Annotated in this window: 13 protein-coding genes and 1 pseudogene; 6 read left to right on the top strand and 8 right to left on the bottom strand. The window is 49.0% G+C overall.

The window, feature by feature from the left end:
• Positions 1-407: 407 nt before the first annotated feature.
• The 4 genes from GCU44_RS01290 (at position 408) to GCU44_RS01275 (ending at position 3,807) form a co-directional block, all read left to right on the top strand.
• On the top strand, positions 408-836 hold the full coding sequence (locus tag GCU44_RS01290; protein ID WP_154852710.1) for a DoxX family protein: 429 nt from the start codon (positions 408-410) through the stop codon (positions 834-836).
• Positions 837-1,068: 232 nt separating this feature from the next.
• Positions 1,069-2,049 (top strand): NAD(P)-dependent alcohol dehydrogenase, encoded by a 981-nt coding sequence (locus GCU44_RS01285; RefSeq protein ID WP_154852707.1) that lies wholly within the window; start codon positions 1,069-1,071, stop codon positions 2,047-2,049.
• Between the two features lie 9 nt (positions 2,050-2,058).
• The gene (locus GCU44_RS01280) at positions 2,059-2,487 is read left to right on the top strand and encodes a DUF1801 domain-containing protein (protein WP_154852704.1); all 429 of its coding nucleotides are present in this window, start codon (positions 2,059-2,061) and stop codon (positions 2,485-2,487) included.
• A 234-nt stretch (positions 2,488-2,721) separates the two neighbouring features.
• Complete coding sequence (locus GCU44_RS01275; protein WP_154852700.1) at positions 2,722-3,807, top strand: porin; 1,086 nt, start codon at positions 2,722-2,724, stop codon at positions 3,805-3,807.
• Between the two features lie 267 nt (positions 3,808-4,074).
• Here GCU44_RS01275 and GCU44_RS01270 read toward each other — a convergent pair whose 3' ends face one another.
• The 8 genes and pseudogenes from GCU44_RS01270 to GCU44_RS01235 all read right to left on the bottom strand — a co-directional run bounded on the left by GCU44_RS01270 (position 4,075) and on the right by GCU44_RS01235 (position 11,306).
• A complete protein-coding gene (locus GCU44_RS01270) occupies positions 4,075-4,470 on the bottom strand; it encodes a hypothetical protein (RefSeq protein WP_154852697.1) in 396 nt (131 codons plus the stop codon).
• 74 nt (positions 4,471-4,544) lie between these two features.
• Entirely contained in the window at positions 4,545-5,054 is a 510-nt protein-coding gene (locus GCU44_RS01265; RefSeq protein WP_154852694.1) for a Crp/Fnr family transcriptional regulator, read from the bottom strand.
• A 363-nt stretch (positions 5,055-5,417) separates the two neighbouring features.
• Positions 5,418-6,587, bottom strand: coding sequence for an alpha/beta hydrolase-fold protein (locus GCU44_RS01260; RefSeq protein ID WP_154852691.1), 1,170 nt, complete (start codon positions 6,585-6,587; stop codon positions 5,418-5,420).
• A gap of 204 nt (positions 6,588-6,791) precedes the next feature.
• Positions 6,792-7,733, bottom strand: a complete 942-nt coding sequence (locus GCU44_RS01255) for an NAD(P)-dependent alcohol dehydrogenase (protein WP_154852688.1) — start codon at positions 7,731-7,733, stop codon at positions 6,792-6,794.
• Between the two features lie 3 nt (positions 7,734-7,736).
• Positions 7,737-8,351, bottom strand: a complete 615-nt coding sequence (locus GCU44_RS01250; RefSeq protein WP_154852685.1) for a hypothetical protein — start codon at positions 8,349-8,351, stop codon at positions 7,737-7,739.
• A gap of 84 nt (positions 8,352-8,435) precedes the next feature.
• On the bottom strand, positions 8,436-9,017 hold the full coding sequence (locus GCU44_RS01245) for a Crp/Fnr family transcriptional regulator (RefSeq protein WP_154852682.1): 582 nt from the start codon (positions 9,015-9,017) through the stop codon (positions 8,436-8,438).
• A gap of 454 nt (positions 9,018-9,471) precedes the next feature.
• Positions 9,472-9,915: pseudogene (locus tag GCU44_RS23450) on the bottom strand (4-fold beta flower protein).
• Positions 9,916-9,998: 83 nt separating this feature from the next.
• Positions 9,999-11,306, bottom strand: a complete 1,308-nt coding sequence (locus GCU44_RS01235) for a T9SS type A sorting domain-containing protein (protein ID WP_154852676.1) — start codon at positions 11,304-11,306, stop codon at positions 9,999-10,001.
• Between the two features lie 486 nt (positions 11,307-11,792).
• On the opposite strand from GCU44_RS01235, the gene GCU44_RS01230 reads away from it, so the two are divergent.
• Positions 11,793-11,948 carry a hypothetical protein gene (locus GCU44_RS01230; protein WP_154852673.1) on the top strand — a complete coding sequence of 52 codons (156 nt, stop codon included), beginning with the start codon at positions 11,793-11,795 and terminating at the stop codon, positions 11,946-11,948.
• 622 nt (positions 11,949-12,570) lie between these two features.
• Positions 12,571-14,772, top strand: coding sequence for a carbohydrate-binding protein (locus GCU44_RS01225; RefSeq protein WP_161993875.1), 2,202 nt, complete (start codon positions 12,571-12,573; stop codon positions 14,770-14,772).
• Positions 14,773-15,057 lie beyond the last annotated feature (285 nt).

The following is a 15,057-nucleotide window of genomic DNA, read 5'->3' as shown; positions in this document are numbered from 1 at the left end:
AAAAAACGGACGGATAGGTTACAAATTCGGCAATAAAGCAGCAGCTGTGATCATTGGACTCGCCAATAGGCATCGACCCTGCATACCTGCCATCGGTTTAAATTAATAAAAATTCAATGATCCACAAAAAATAAGGAGGAGCAACAGCCCAAACGAAAAAATACCAGGATGCACCTAAGAGCGAAATAAGTCGTGATTATGTTGGAAGCGCTGCACGCCTACCCCATGCACCTGCGCGTTGTCCAATTGATTCCATCGATGTCGCTTGGGGAGCGGTCAACCATTTACGGGACTAAATCCGCGGGCGGACGTAAGGTTTTTAGTAAATGATTCACATTGGTTTGATCATGCGACAAATGTTGGGTACTTTTCTATCGGAAACGAATTCATCCCAAACAATAGTCAACATGAAAACAACGCTTATTCAAAAACTAATGAGAATCCTCCTGGGTGGCCTAATGGTACTGGCGGGATTGGGACATTTGACTTTTCAACGGGAGGAATTCCAGGCCCAGGTTCCGCGATGGTTACCTGAGGATCCGGCGTTTATGGATTTTGTCGTCATATCCTCTGGCATTGTAGAAATTTCGCTGGGACTTGCGATGATCTTTTTAACCGGGTACACTTATTACGTGGGGATTGCGTTGGCGGTCTTTTACGTACTTATCTTCCCTGGAAACCTATCTCAGTACAGCAATGGGATCGATGCGTTTGGCTTGGATACCGATCAAAAACGATTGACACGGCTATTTTTCCAACCTGTATTGGTTGTATGGGCCCTTTGGTCCACCGGCGCTTTCAATAAATGGACCCAGAAAAATAAAAATAAAACCTAAAACATGTGTTATTGTTTTGCAGCAACGCATTTTGCAAGCTCACCCATAGAGTGTGTTTTGTTTTGACGGATAAAGTTAAGGTGATTAATAAAGAATGCGTATCCCCGCTTCCCGTTTCTACAATCGGGACCTGGCGGCTTGGTTGGGGATCGCATCAACTGGAATAACAGCGATGAAATCAGATGTATCCTGAATCGGCATCGAAAGCCAAGCACAACCAATTGCTACTCTTATGAAAGCGGTCCAATTTACGATATACGGCAATCCTGAACGAGTGCTTGCTGTAAGGGAGGTGGCGAAACCCCTTCCCAAAAATCAGGAGGTATTGGTGAAAATACGTGCTACCGCCATAAACGATTACGATTGGAGCCTGGTAAGGGGCAAACCTTACCTGTACCGACTATTATTTGGCCTGTTTAAGCCCAAGGTGAAAATCCCCGGGATGGAATTGGCCGGAATGGTGGATGCAGTCGGATCGGATGTAACAAAATTTACCGTTGGAGAGGCAGTATTTGGAGATATTTCGGAATATGGTTTCGGAACCTTTGCCGAATACATCTGCATTGATGCAAATGCATTGGAAAAAAAACCAGTTGCCTTGGGTTTCGATGAGGCCTCCGCCGTTCCTCATGCATTCTGCCTTGCCATCCAAGCGCTGCGGGACCTGGGAAATATCAAAAAAGGGCAGAAAATCCTTATCAACGGTGCCGGTGGTGGCGTAGGAACCTTTGCTGTGCAGTTGGCCAAACTGGAAGGTTGCGTGGTAACCGGAGTAGATTCAGGAGAGAAGCTGGAGCAAATGAAAGCCATCGGATATGATTTTGTCGTTGACTACAAGAAAACCAATTTCACCAAGAGGGGCGAGACCTACGATTTGATCCTGGATTGCAAAACCAACCAGTACCCCTGGTCCTACTTACGGGCCCTATCCCCGAACGGAAAATACGTGACCATCGGTGGTAAACCGGGCGGATTGATTCAATTGCTCTTTTTTGGCAAAATACTATCCCTATTTTCCAACAAAAAGCTTCAAATAGTAAGTTTGAAACCCAATAAAGATCTAGACTATTTCCTGGAACTCTTTAGCCAAAAGAGGGTTCAGATCTTTATTGACGGACCCTATTTTCTCGGGGATACCCCCAGACTGATTCAGTATTTTGGTGAGGGAAAGCATCAGGGGAAGGTGGTAATCGGGCTGGGTAAGGCTGAATAAAAATAGACCATGGAAAAGCTAGTAAGAAAAACAAATCCCAACGTAACGGAGGTATTTGACCGGTATACCGACCCCGTTCGGGGAAAAATGCTTTTTTTACGGGAATTGATTATCGAAACGGCCGAAGAAACGGAGGGTATTGACGAACTTGAAGAGACGTTAAAATGGGGAGAGCCAAGTTACCGGACAAAAAATGGCAGCACTATTCGAATGGATTGGAAATCGGAAGCGCCAGATCAATCCGCCCTGTATTTTCAATGCACGAGTCGCCTGGTGGATACCTTTCGAATGGTCTTTGACCGTACCTTTCACTACGAGGGAAATCGGGCCATTATATTTGCAATAAACCAGCAAATCCCGGTCCCGGAACTAAAAGAATGCATCAAAGCGGCTTTACGGTACCACAAAGTCAAAGACCAACTGACCTTGGGAATTTGATAGGGCAAACGTTTTTATTGTTAGTTTGCCCCTCTACATGGCCTATTTTAATTAAAAACCAATGGACGAAGGGTAGCGTGGTAGCAATTCCCTTCCCTGTAAGCAATTTTATTGGTTCCCGCGCTAAAGTAGCCGCTTGTTTGGTGCTATTAATCCGTGTTAGAAAATTGGTCTGCTTTTTATAATCCTGGGCGTCAAAAAATCTTACATTGTACTAGGATTAATTTCAACAAGATGTTTAAACTACTATTCTTAATTCCAATAACTTTTGGCCTGGTTAACCCGATTTTTGCCCAGACCGAACCCAACGAGCGCCCAGTAAAAATAAGTGGGTATTTGGAAACCTATTACGTGTACGATTTTGGCGAGCCCGTGGACCACAACCGGCCCGATTTCCTTTACTCCTTCAACCGGCACAACGAAGTAAATCTAAATTTCGGGTACATTCAGGCCGCCTATGACAACGATCAGGTAAGGGGAACGTTGGCATTGATGACAGGTACCTATGCCAATGCCAATCTTTCGGCCGAACCCGGCGTATTGAAAAATATATTTGAGGCCAATGCGGGGGTAAAAATCTCCAAAACCAAAAACCTGTGGGTCGATGCCGGCATCTTTGGCTCTCATATTGGCTTTGAAAGCGCCAAAGGGGCCACTTGTTGGAACATGACGCGGAGTATTTTGGCAGAAAATTCCCCTTACTTTCTCTCCGGGGCGAAAATTTCCTATACCAGTGATAATGAAGCATGGTTTCTAAGTGGGTTACTCCTTAATGGCTGGCAGCGCATACAACGCGTTCCCGGCAACCAAACCCCGGCCTTTGGCCATCAACTTACCTGGACACCCAATGAAAAAGTAACGCTCAACAGCAGTTCCTTTATTGGCAGCGACACGCCGGACAGTACCCGACAGATGCGGTATTTTCACAATTTCTATGGTCAATTTCAAATCAGTGAAAAATTTGGTTTGATCGCTGGTTTTGATATGGGCACCCAGCAAGTGGCAAAAGGTAGCAATGATTACCATCATTGGTATTCGCCTGTGCTCATAGGGCGATTTACACCTACCGAGAAATTGGCTGTTTCCGCCAGGGCCGAGTACTATTCGGATATAGATGAAGTGATCATTTCCACCGGCAGTGGCTTTCAAACGTTTGGGTATTCTGTAAATGTGGATGTGCAGGTAATGGAAAATGTGCTTTGGCGGGTAGAAGGTAGGACCTTTAGAAGTAGGAGCGATGAAATTTTCCTGGACAGCCAACAGGTTCCCACGCAAAGCAATTTCTTTATTGGAACCGCTTTGAGCATCGCGTTTGATTGATTAGAGATGATGATGGGCAATGGCGACTACCTGAGGCTTTTCAGGTATAAATCAGCGTATTGGCTATACCTACTAAAAGAAACCAAGTAGTTGGCTGGTTTTGAAAAAAATCGCCAATCAACGGATTTCTTCCGGTATTGGGTGTGGTCAGGTGCTTAAAAATCGCACCCTTCCGGCAGAAAAATTGAGCGAAAGAGAACGCGCATTGGCCGAACAACGGATAGCCCCAGAAAGGGTTTGATAGCTCCGCGAAGCAGTATTTTCATGCTATACAAACGGTTTGCCACCAATCCCCGGTGTTACTTTTTTGTATTCCTGGTAGACGAGAACCAAAACGAGGATGATTTCACCGACAAAATAAGCAATCCCCAACCAGGTTATTTTTTCGCGATAAACGAACAATAATGTAGCAGTTGCCACACAATACGCAAGATTCGCAAAAAGGATCATACCCAGATAGCGGGAAAAACCCCTTTTTGCCAGCAAGTAGCTGCCCAGTGAAAAAGCCGCAAAGCCCAATGCAACGACCGAAAGTACGTAGACGGTCGCCTTTGGCATCCCAAATAGTGGTTCATACCGAGCCACTACCTGAGTTAGCAGGGTGGCCGTCATCAAGGCCCCCACGCCATCTAGCAATAACAAGTTTTTTGCAGAAATTGTCATGAGATCTCTTCTCGTCGGTGAACACACAAAAGTAAAGACCCCGCTTATCTTTACTTTTGACGAATGTCAAAAAATCAGGTCGAATTCCGAATTCTACTCAAGGTCTCCTGCGTTATGCCCAGGTAGGAGGCGATATGTCCGAGGCCCACGTATTGGGTGATCTGGGGGTAGCGGTTTAACAAATGATCGTACCGCTCCTTTGCCGATAAAAATAACATACCCTCTAACCGCTCCACCAGGTCCAGGTAAAGCTCCTGCGAAACCTTTCGCGCCAACCGCTCCAGGGAGGGGTTTTTTGCCAAAAAGGACTCCATTTCGCCGTAGTCCATACGCAGCACTTCGCTGTTTTCCAGCGCTTGAATGCTATACCTACTTTTGGTCTGCCGGAGTAAGCTATCCACTGCACCGACCATTCCGTAGCGCATGGCAAAATGAGCCGTGATGTCCTTTCCGTCTTTAAAATAGTACGACCGTAAAATTCCAGACTTCACAATAAATAGGCTATTGCAGGTGGTATTTGACGCGTGAATGATCGCTCCTCGGCGGTAACTAACCGAAGTGAGTATCCCGGCAAAAGTGTCCATTACTTGTTTTACTAGCTCTTCCACTTGTTCTATTGTCCTTGATACATCGGTTTTATCAGCGTTTGCCTGGCTCCCTAGTTCAGGCAATCCTGCCTGCAGTGGGCCTCCCTAAGGCAGCCTCTCCGGTATTTTCTACTCCTGCGGTAACCATGCGGGCGAAAATCCTACCCAATCGCCAACACAGCCCCGGAAACTCTCCGGACCACCATCGGGAAACGGGGATTTGTCGGGCTGGGGATTGGCGTTATGTATTGAACTCAACCACTCCGCGCGCCAATTTGCTCCCCTAAACGCAGGCGGCACCCCCCAACTAGCGCCCCTTGACCGAGAGCAGGGTTCGGCTGGTCCTGGGTACCATCGGGCTTAGTACCGGTCGTAATAACTTTCGATTTCGAACAAAAGCGCTCTTTGACGTTCGGGCTTTACTTTAACCGTGCCAAAGCTGCCTTTGACTTCGGCCTGCGACTCCCAGCTACCTCTGGTGAACTTGAATTGCGCAAGGCTTTTCAATGTCAACGTAATCTCTCTTTCGAAATCTGTAATTTTCTCCATTTTCAATGCAGCCGGATTCCAGTTTCCCAGGTTTTCCTGATTGCCCGTTAGGTAAATGGTGTCGTTCTTATCCGGTACCTTCACCCGAATGCTTACTTCATAGCCCTCTTCAGACAATACACCTTCCTGCGCCTCGTAGTAGTTCTCAAAATATTCGCTTAGCGCGCTTTCGGCACTGGTTGGAAAAGTGCTCAGGTGATTCTTGTCTGGGTAGGAGGCAATCGTTACGGAGAGGCGATCTCGGGATTCCGCTTCTCTGAAAAAATCATACACCTTCTCTCTGGCGGGCTTCCATTCCTTCCAATAGTCTATGCCTTCGTCCGCATGACTGAGATACAGGTAGGTTTCCTGTTGGATTTTCGAGTAGTCATAGGTAATCAGCTCGTTTGCCAGCCACTGCTCATCGTAGGAAAAATTGGGCGATACGGCGACGTAACTCTGGAAAAGATTGGGGGATTGTAACAGGGAATACAGGATGAAAGATGCACTCAAGGAATGGCCCACTGCCATGTTTCCACCCCTGGTTCGGTAATTGGCTTCGATATGTGGCATCAGCTCCATCGAAACGTAACGTAGAAAATTGGGGGCATTGCCAAAATACGGCGCGTACCGGGCAAGGGAAGTTTCGGTCTGCAAAACGGGCAACAAATCGTTGTTGCGGGAATAGTCCAGCGCCTCGTTATAGGGGGAAGTAATGCCTACCACCAGGTAGGCCCGGTCAGGATCGGCATCCGTCAAAAAGGGAATAATGGAACTGACAAAATCAAAAAACTCCCGGTTTTGGCTATCAAATACATACACGACGTTGAAGTATTCGTGAACTCTTTCATCGTATCCCACGGGTGTGTACACCAGGAATTCTCTTTCCTGATTTAGCGCCTCAGAATAAATCTGTAGGCTTTCAACACGGGCAACGGATTGGGCAAACGTATGGGAAAGGACCGTTGCAAAAAAGAAAATGGAGTAACCATATCGTTTCATCAGCGTCATTTTTTTTGTTTTCAGGGAAGCCCCCTCGATGCAATTCCCCGGCACACGAGGATCCTCATGGGCAGGTACCGGAAAAGCAGCCCTTCCGTTACGATGGCGCAGGAAGCAATCGTGAAAACACCAGGCCGTTCCTCCTTCGTGTGCATGGAGCCCGCGATTGTCCGGCACTGTCCCAACTAGGGGTTTGAAGCGCTCCTATCCTCCGGTTTCTGAAACGGACGAAGCCACCTGAATCACCACGTTTCCTTTTTTTCTCCCGGTATCGACGTAGCGATGGGCTTCCACTATCTCTTCTAGGGAGTACGTTCGGTCAATAACAGCCCGCATCTTCGCCGATTCGTAGAGGGCTTTGATGGCTGCCAGTTGCGCTTTTGTCTCGGTTGCGTAAGATAAGCTGCCCACCGAAATAAATCGACCTTTCTCCCGCAAAAGGTGCCTGATATCCGATTTTTTCACCACCCCGACTGCGTCGAATACGACATCGTAGGACCCGCCGCATTTGGTGTAATCCACGGTATCGTAAAAGAGGGTATTCGAAACCCCCAGGCCTTCCATCAAATCCTTGCCGGCACTGCTGCAAACGGCGGTGATGTCTGCCCCGTACGCATGCGCCAACTGAACAGCGGCCGTGCCAACCGCGCCGGTCGAACCAATAAGTAAGAGCTTGGGCTTTTTAGCAGTTGGCAGGCCAGCCTGTTGAAGAAACCAATGGGCTGTTTGCCCGCCAAAAACAAGCGCAGCCGCTTCCGCAAAGCTTGCCTTTTCGGGCATCCGCGAGACCGGACTGTTCTCCGTTGCGGTAAGATAAGTAGCATAGGCCCCAAAATCGAAACCTGTGCTGCCAAAAACCCGGTCCCCTTGCTTGAATTGCCGGACCTGTGTCCCAACCGCTTCCACTACCCCCGCATAGACGGTCCCTAAAATGGGTCTTCGGGGTCGAAAAATTCCAAGCACGATCCGCATGAGCGGCGTTAAATAGCCCGGTATGGCCAGGGCACGCACTTTTACATCGGCACTGTTGACGGCCGTGGCCATCACTTGTATCAATAGCTCGTTTTTCCCGCAGGTGGGTTTGGCTACCTCCAAAAGCCGAAGTACTTCCGGACCCCCGTAGTTGCTGCATACAATGGCTTTCATTCCCTAGAAATTACATCCAACAGGCAAACCGGGTTCGCCAAATAGAAACCTGGGCCATTGATCGTCCTGCTGCCGGAACCCATCCGGCATTTTCGTAGGATAGAGGCGATGGGTAATCGCAAGGGAGGGTTCGATGAAAAAGCGGTTGTGAAACAACTTTATCTGATAACCCAGGCGGTAGGTGGTAAACAGTTGGAAGCCGTTTCCTATTTTCTGTCCGTTTTCGTCAACAAACCGTTGCCAGGCGTTCATGATATGGACCCCGGCATACAGGCCTTTCCACCAAAACCGCTGGTACACCAGGGCAAAGCCGTGTTCTCGGATGTATTCGGGAAAGGCGGTGTTGGGGTCGCCGTAGGCGCTGTTTGTTGGATGTATACCCAGCGGCCAGGCACATTTCCAGGTTTTTAGTTCCAGGGATAGCACGTCCTGCGCCGTTAGCCGGAAACCAAGGTTAAGTTGGGCAAAATCCGGCGCATTCGTCTGGACAAAATTGCCCAGCAGGGCGAAGGTGCTACCCACGAAGTAGCGCCCATCTTTTTCGGTATATTGCGCATTCACGGTACACCTAATCGTCAACAGGACGACTAGACCCAGCCATCGTTTGTTTGTTTGCATGTCCGCTCCATTTTGGTAAATCGATGGGACAAAAATAGGTGGAAGGCTGGCCCAAATTCCTTCACTTAAGTTAAGAAGGGTGGCTCAATGCTTGCTTTTTTCGACAACTCTCGCCCGTAGGCGGCTCAACGATTGCGGTTGAATCCCCAAAAAACTGGCCAATTGGTACTGGGGAACCCGTTGGATTAAATCGGGTCGTTTTTCCAGGAGATCGAGGTAGCGTTGCTCGGGTGAAGAGGTCTTGAAGGCATCGAAATCCATTTGTTGTTTCACCAACAATTCTTCGGACAAGACCCGGCACATGGTTTCAAACTTGGGGAATTTTTGAAAAATTTCGGCTTCCATGCTCGGGTCGGAAATCGTAAGAATCGTGTCTTCCACGCAGGAAACGGCGTAAGTAGAGGGCTTGCCGTCCAGCACACAGGGAGGGGTCAGGCCTTCCATTTCGGTAAAAAATGCAGTCGTCTTTTCCACTCCCTCTATGGTATAATGCGTCCGAATACAGCCCTTCAGGACAAAATATCCCTGTTTGGAACGTTGCCCCTCTTCGAGTAAGACCGCTCCCTTTTTTGCCGAGTGAAACAAGTCCAAATCAATCAGGGCCTTTTTCTCTTCCTCCGTCAGGGAAATGTATCTGGCGATAAAGTCAAACAGTACGTCTTCCATTTCTTGGTAAACTAACGTGTAAATGCGCGATAAGGGTCGCTACCAGGGACAGCGATCCTACGTTGCGTCTTCAATGATGGCGTAATTTTCTGACTATTTGTCTTCCGTAGTATTTGGCCATTTAGCCTACCTGGCACCGGCATGTTTTCGTTCAGGTTCGTTTTTTTCTGATGTTTCATCCGGATTCTCCTATTGTCTTGGTTACTTCCCTGGCCATGCACAACAAACCCCAAGGTGGTCAATGGTTACAACCGGAGATCAGTAGAACAGCAACTAACCAAATCAACCTCCACAAATTTCCCCCACTCACCGTCACCTAATACTACTAATTTTTTTATGACCAATTACTAAAAATCGGCTTTTTTTATCCCCTACACCCTGCTATAGAAAGTAGAACTTCTACTGCGTGACTACCGAAAGCGAATCCAACAACCCTAAATGCAGCCTGAATTTGCTAACGCCTTCCTTTTCGCAAAAAATGCAATAGCGGTTCGGATGAAAATTGGTTGCTGTAATAGGGTTTGTAGGCCGCAGGTTCCCGGTACGCCGGGTAGGGTTTGTACTGCTTCGCGGATTTGTAAGGCGGGTACCGGGTATACACCTGCGCCCGGCCTTCTCTAAATCCAACCAGGGATCCGTCCCGATCTCTGACCATCCCGTCTTCCTACCAACCCAGGTGTTTCCCGTTAAACCCATACATAGCAAAAGCGTCTCCCTCGGAATCAAGATAGGCCACCGGCGTACCGTCCCACAGGTAAACGGTCCAATCTGCATCGGCTGCGTCAATGTAGGCGATTGCTTCTCCCTCGGAATCGAATAGCGTAATTTCTTGTGCCGCCACCGAATGAACGCCAAGCAGTACGGATAAAACGGTCGCACCTATTTTTACTGTTTTCATACGTTTTTATCAGAAAGGGTACTAAAATCCTTGCCATTACCCAGCATCGCTTTCCTGTCTGAATGCAGCGGTGTATTCGCTTTCTAGCGGATGAGTAGCTTTTTTACCAGCGAACGGTGGTCCGCGTACCCTACCCGGATCAAATACATACCTGGGGTCATACCGCTCGTGGTTACCCGAATTTCATCCACATTTCCCAGGCTCGCCCGTCTGATTACCTGACCCCGTTCGTTGCTAATGGTTAGGGACTCGGGACTCGCCTCGCTGTTTGCAAACCTGATCCACAAGTAATCGCTTGCCGGATTGGGATACATTAGAAACCCAATCGCTTCCGCTACCGGCGGTGCCTCACAATTGGGCTGCCTGCCGGTTTTTTGGTATACCCGCCCCTGGTCTACGTACCAATATTCCCATACGCCGCCCCTACCCGTCTCCCAATCGGTCAAATCAAAGCTGTTGGCGCCTTCGCTTGTTCCTTTTACCGCATACACCCGAAGGGCTTTGCCCCCCCGATTCCAATCCAGCGGTTGTCCGGGAGAACAGTTTTCAGGCAGCACATCCGGCAACTCGCAATTCGTTTGGATAAAATAGGCATTGTCATCGTACGCCGGATGACCACCAAAGACCCGAGCGATACCGCTGGCATCGATGCAAACGGCCGTATATTCATCACAGGCAATTCCCTTTGCCTCGATTCCGTAGTCCATCAGAATGCGGGCTAGGAAAACCAGATGCCTGCCCTTCCGCGTTGGGTTATCGTAATGCGTATCCGTGATGACATCCGATAGGTACGGATTGGAAATAAAAGATAGGGAATCGACGGTTACCTTTGTGTCAAAGGGATTGGATAGCGCTGCTCCGGAAGAAACCGTTCCATTTTCCGCAGAAAAATAAAAGCCTCCCAGGATCGCCATCCCCGCGCTGCTGCCCCCGATCACTACGTTTCGATTGGCGATCGCTTCGTTGATCAGGCGGGCGATGGGGCTATTCCGCCAATAGGAAATGTATTCCCATTGGTCTCCTCCGGCAAACCAGATCGCCTCTGCTTGCCGAATTTTTTGATGAATGTATGCCTCCTCCGATGCGGCAGGCTGGTGAAAGACAAGGGTCTCAACCGAATTTACGGGCACGCCCAATTCGGAATACAGGTACTGATTGTAGCCATCACTTCCGGAAGTTCTTAGGACCAGCACGTCTCCCCCGTTTGCTCGCTGTAGAAACCAGGTCATCGCCCGATCGTCTTCGGTTGCCCCGCCCATCAAACAGACGCCACCAGCCGGCGCCCTTGTTTCGTCACGGGTATTTCCTGTGAAATAGGAGGTATAGTATTGACCGAACGCGAGCGAACTAACGCCGAGAAAAACAGATACTAAAAAACCAAGTTGCTTCATGTTGCATGCTTCCTGTGACACACCACTTTCCCAAAGCCCTCGAATACGCAGCGCCAGTCAAGCGGAGCGAATGGACAGGCCTTCTACCACTAATACTACCATTTATTTTTTTAACGGGTACCAAAAAGCTACGTTTTCTGTGGTAAAACTTCGTTAACGAACGGATCCCTCGGTGTCGACTTGCTCCTTCCACAACAGTTTGCATCGCAGATACGCCAAATTTACTAAAATAGGGTGCTGCCTCCCCGCCTGCCGCTATGTAGGCGGGACAATTCCGTTCTGCTGCCGGTTTGGTAATACGTCACTGCATTCGCGTTCCAACGCAATCGACTTCCCCGAATGGCTATCTCCTTTTATTCCCATCTCTCCCCAAGTTGAACTCCTTCCCGGCTACCTTCCGCCTGTCTCCAACGGTCCGGAAATCGAACCGGGATTTTTGCTCGAATCTTTAGATTTTTCGCCTATCTTGTAGGAACTCCGATTGTTTTGCAGCAAACTGCCTTGTATTCGCCACAGCTAAGCTACCGCAGCAACGGTACGGTTCACACCTTGCCCTTACCCGTCCCGGGTAGAAAGGGCGTTCCGTTCGAAGAAATCGACGGTAACGTACAGGCGATTGCGGATATGTATATTTACCTGTGATGTTGACAGCCCCTGAGAGAACCAACACGATGAAAGCAGCCAGGTTTGTTAACTATAGTGCTCCAAAAAAATTCCTGAAGCCACAACCGTCGATACACCCGTACCCTCAATTCCAGACTGACTGGGTTAATCGCCGAAGCGGGCTACGATCTATTCATGAAGGCGGTTGTGGAAGGTGCGGTGGAAAACTGTGTGCCTGAATCCATCATTTCCTGATTTTTTGGTTTGCTGAACAGCGAGCGAGCCTCCGATACCCAAATATTCAGGCATGGGAATTCTGTCAGTTCGAGGCGGGTTGGAAAAAGGAAACATCCAGTGTAAAGTAGTTTTTTTTGAGGGATGTGCAGTCCAAAAGCTGCCTTTGCTGCATGATGCGACCCCTGCTTTCTGCGTTGAAAAAGGTACCAGAAAAAAGAATCGATCGCTTTTTTGTTTGAATATTTTTACCTATTTTTCGATGAAAAGCAAAAAAAATACTATTAAAAACAAATTAATCGATGTGAAAATGCGGAAAGTATTCCTTCTCCACTTGCACATATTGTTGGTTGTTTTAGTGGGAACTAGTCAGGGCAAGTCAACTGATCCATTTAAATGTGATACCAATAATCCGGGTCAGATAGGGATGCGAATACCAAGTACCGATGATTTTGGTAGCTCGTTCATACGTAGCAGCGTAAAGGCGCATTTTTCACATTCCCCGGAAACAAATCCCGATGCGCATTGGCCCGGGCATTTCAGACCTAAAAAAGAACCCTTTGAACCCTTGATTCGGGAAAAATCCACTTCCGTTGATCCGTATGCCGAAATTCAGGCCGAGGATTTTTCCAGCCAAAACGGAATTCAGCCCAGCAATGCCGGGGCAGCAGTGGGCTATATCAACGACGGCGACTACATCCGGTTTGATCACGTGGCTTTTGGGCGCGGACCCTTAGCCGGGCAGATCATCGCATCCAGCAATACCGCAGGAGGTACGGTCGAATTCAGAACCGGTAGCCCGGAGGGTACCCTCATCGCTACGGCTGAGGTTACGCCTACCGGTGGCTGGAGAACATTTGCACCTTTTGCGATCAAGGTGGTGGACCCGGAAAGCTACGCCGACGGGTCCGTGTTTCTGGGTGATCAAACCCTGTTCCTGGTTTTTAAGGGAGCTTCGGGGTACCTCCTCGATGTCGATAGTTTCACGTTCGAGCCTTCGGAGGTGATAGTGGAGGAGCTCAGCTTAATCAATTGCCCTTCGGAACCCTTGCAGGTCGGTGACACCATCGATCTCGATGTCCTTATTTCTCCCGCAAACACCAGCAATCAGTTTGTGGCCTTTGCTTCAAATGATGGCATAAGTGTCGATTACATCACCGGAGAATTCACGGCGACCGCGCCGGGTGAAGTCACGGTGACGGCCACAAGTTTCAGCGACGGTTCGGTTTTCGCGGTTTGTACGATCATCGTTCAGGAAAAATCTACTTCTGTTGATCCGTATGCCGGTATTCAGGCCTTAGATTTTTCCGGTCAAAACGGAATACAGCCCAGCAACCTGGGTAAAGCCGTCGGGTATATCAACGACGGCGACTACATCCGGTTTGATCACGTGGCTTTTGGGCGCGGACCCTTGGCCGGGCAGATCATCGCATCCAGCAATACCGCAGGAGGTACGATCGAATTCAGAACCGGTAGCCCGGAGGGTACCCTCATCGCTACGGCTGAGGTTACGCCTACCGGTGGCTGGAGAACATTTGCACCTTTTGCAATCAGGGTGGTGGACCCGGAAAGCTATTCCGACGGATCCGCGTATCTGGCAGATCAGACCCTATTTCTGGTTTTTAAGGGAGCTTCGGGATACCTCCTCGACGTAGATAGCTTCACGTTCGAGCCTTCGGAGGTGGTAGTGGAGGAGCTCCGCTTCATCAATTGCCCTTCGGAACCCTTGCAGGTCGGTGACACCATCGATCTCGATGTACTTATTTCTCCCACAAACACCAGCAATCAGTTTGTGGCCTTTGCTTCAAATGATGGCATAAGTGTCGATTACATCACCGGAGAATTCACGGCGACCGCGCCGGGTGAAGTCACGGTGACGGCCACAAGTTTTAGCGACGGTTCGGTTTTCGCGGTTTGTACGATCATCGTTCAGGAAAAATCCACTTCTGTTGATCCGTATGCCGGGATTCAGGCCAAGGATTTTTCCAGCCAAAACGGAATTCAGCCCAGCAATGCCGGGGCAGCAGTGGGATATATCAACGACGGCGACTACATCCGGTTTGATCACGTGGCTTTTGGGCGCGGACCCTTGGCCGGGCAGATCATCGCATCCAGCAATACCGCAGGAGGTACGATCGAATTCAGAACCGGTAGCCCGGAGGGTACCCTCATCGCTAGGGCTGAGGTTACGCCTACCGGTGGCTGGAGAACATTTGCACCTTTTGCGATCAGGGTGGTGGACCCGGAAAGCTACGCCGACGGATCCGTGTTTCTGGGCGATCAAACCCTGTTCCTGGTTTTTAAGGGAGCTTCGGGATACCTCCTCGACGTAGATAGTTTCACGTTCGAAATATCAACCCAGGTAAGCCAATCAAAAAGCTCCGAGAATGAGTTTCTAATTTTCCCGAATCCTGCCGACGCCGGCACGATAAATGTATCCATCGGGAGTTTACAGCCAGAAGAGGTGGTTCATGTACACATCTACACGGTCGATGGCGAGAAAATCATGTCGCAGGAGATCAGGAATTCGGTGACTCAATTGGATATAAACGCTTTACTCCCCGGATACTACGTAATGTTTATTGAGGGACCTCTCGTTGGTACACAACGCCTTTTTCAAGTGAAATAAAGTAAACGGTTGGAGTGTTTATCGAATGGCAACAAAAAGCCATACAATTTTTTCACCCGGGTCGGTTTGCACCGGTTGTTTTCCGGGAATCGGGCGTTTATTATGCGAGAAGGTGACGCATTTCAAATTCGACACGATCGACACCTTTTCCCGTATTCGCCTGTGAAGGCAACCCGTGTAAGGCGGTGGGAATGCAAGCGAATCGCTGACCTGGTTCCGGACATTTTGACGTGGGTAAATGCTACGGACAGACGTTCAAAATAGGCCAATCGTCCGATGCAAACC

It is taken from the genome of Cyclobacterium xiamenense, from assembly GCF_009467825.1.
GTDB classification, from domain to species: Bacteria; Bacteroidota; Bacteroidia; order Cytophagales; family Cyclobacteriaceae; genus Cyclobacterium; species Cyclobacterium xiamenense.
The sequence above is the reverse complement of the archived record's forward strand: the minus strand, read 5'-3'. Positions and strand labels throughout refer to the sequence as shown.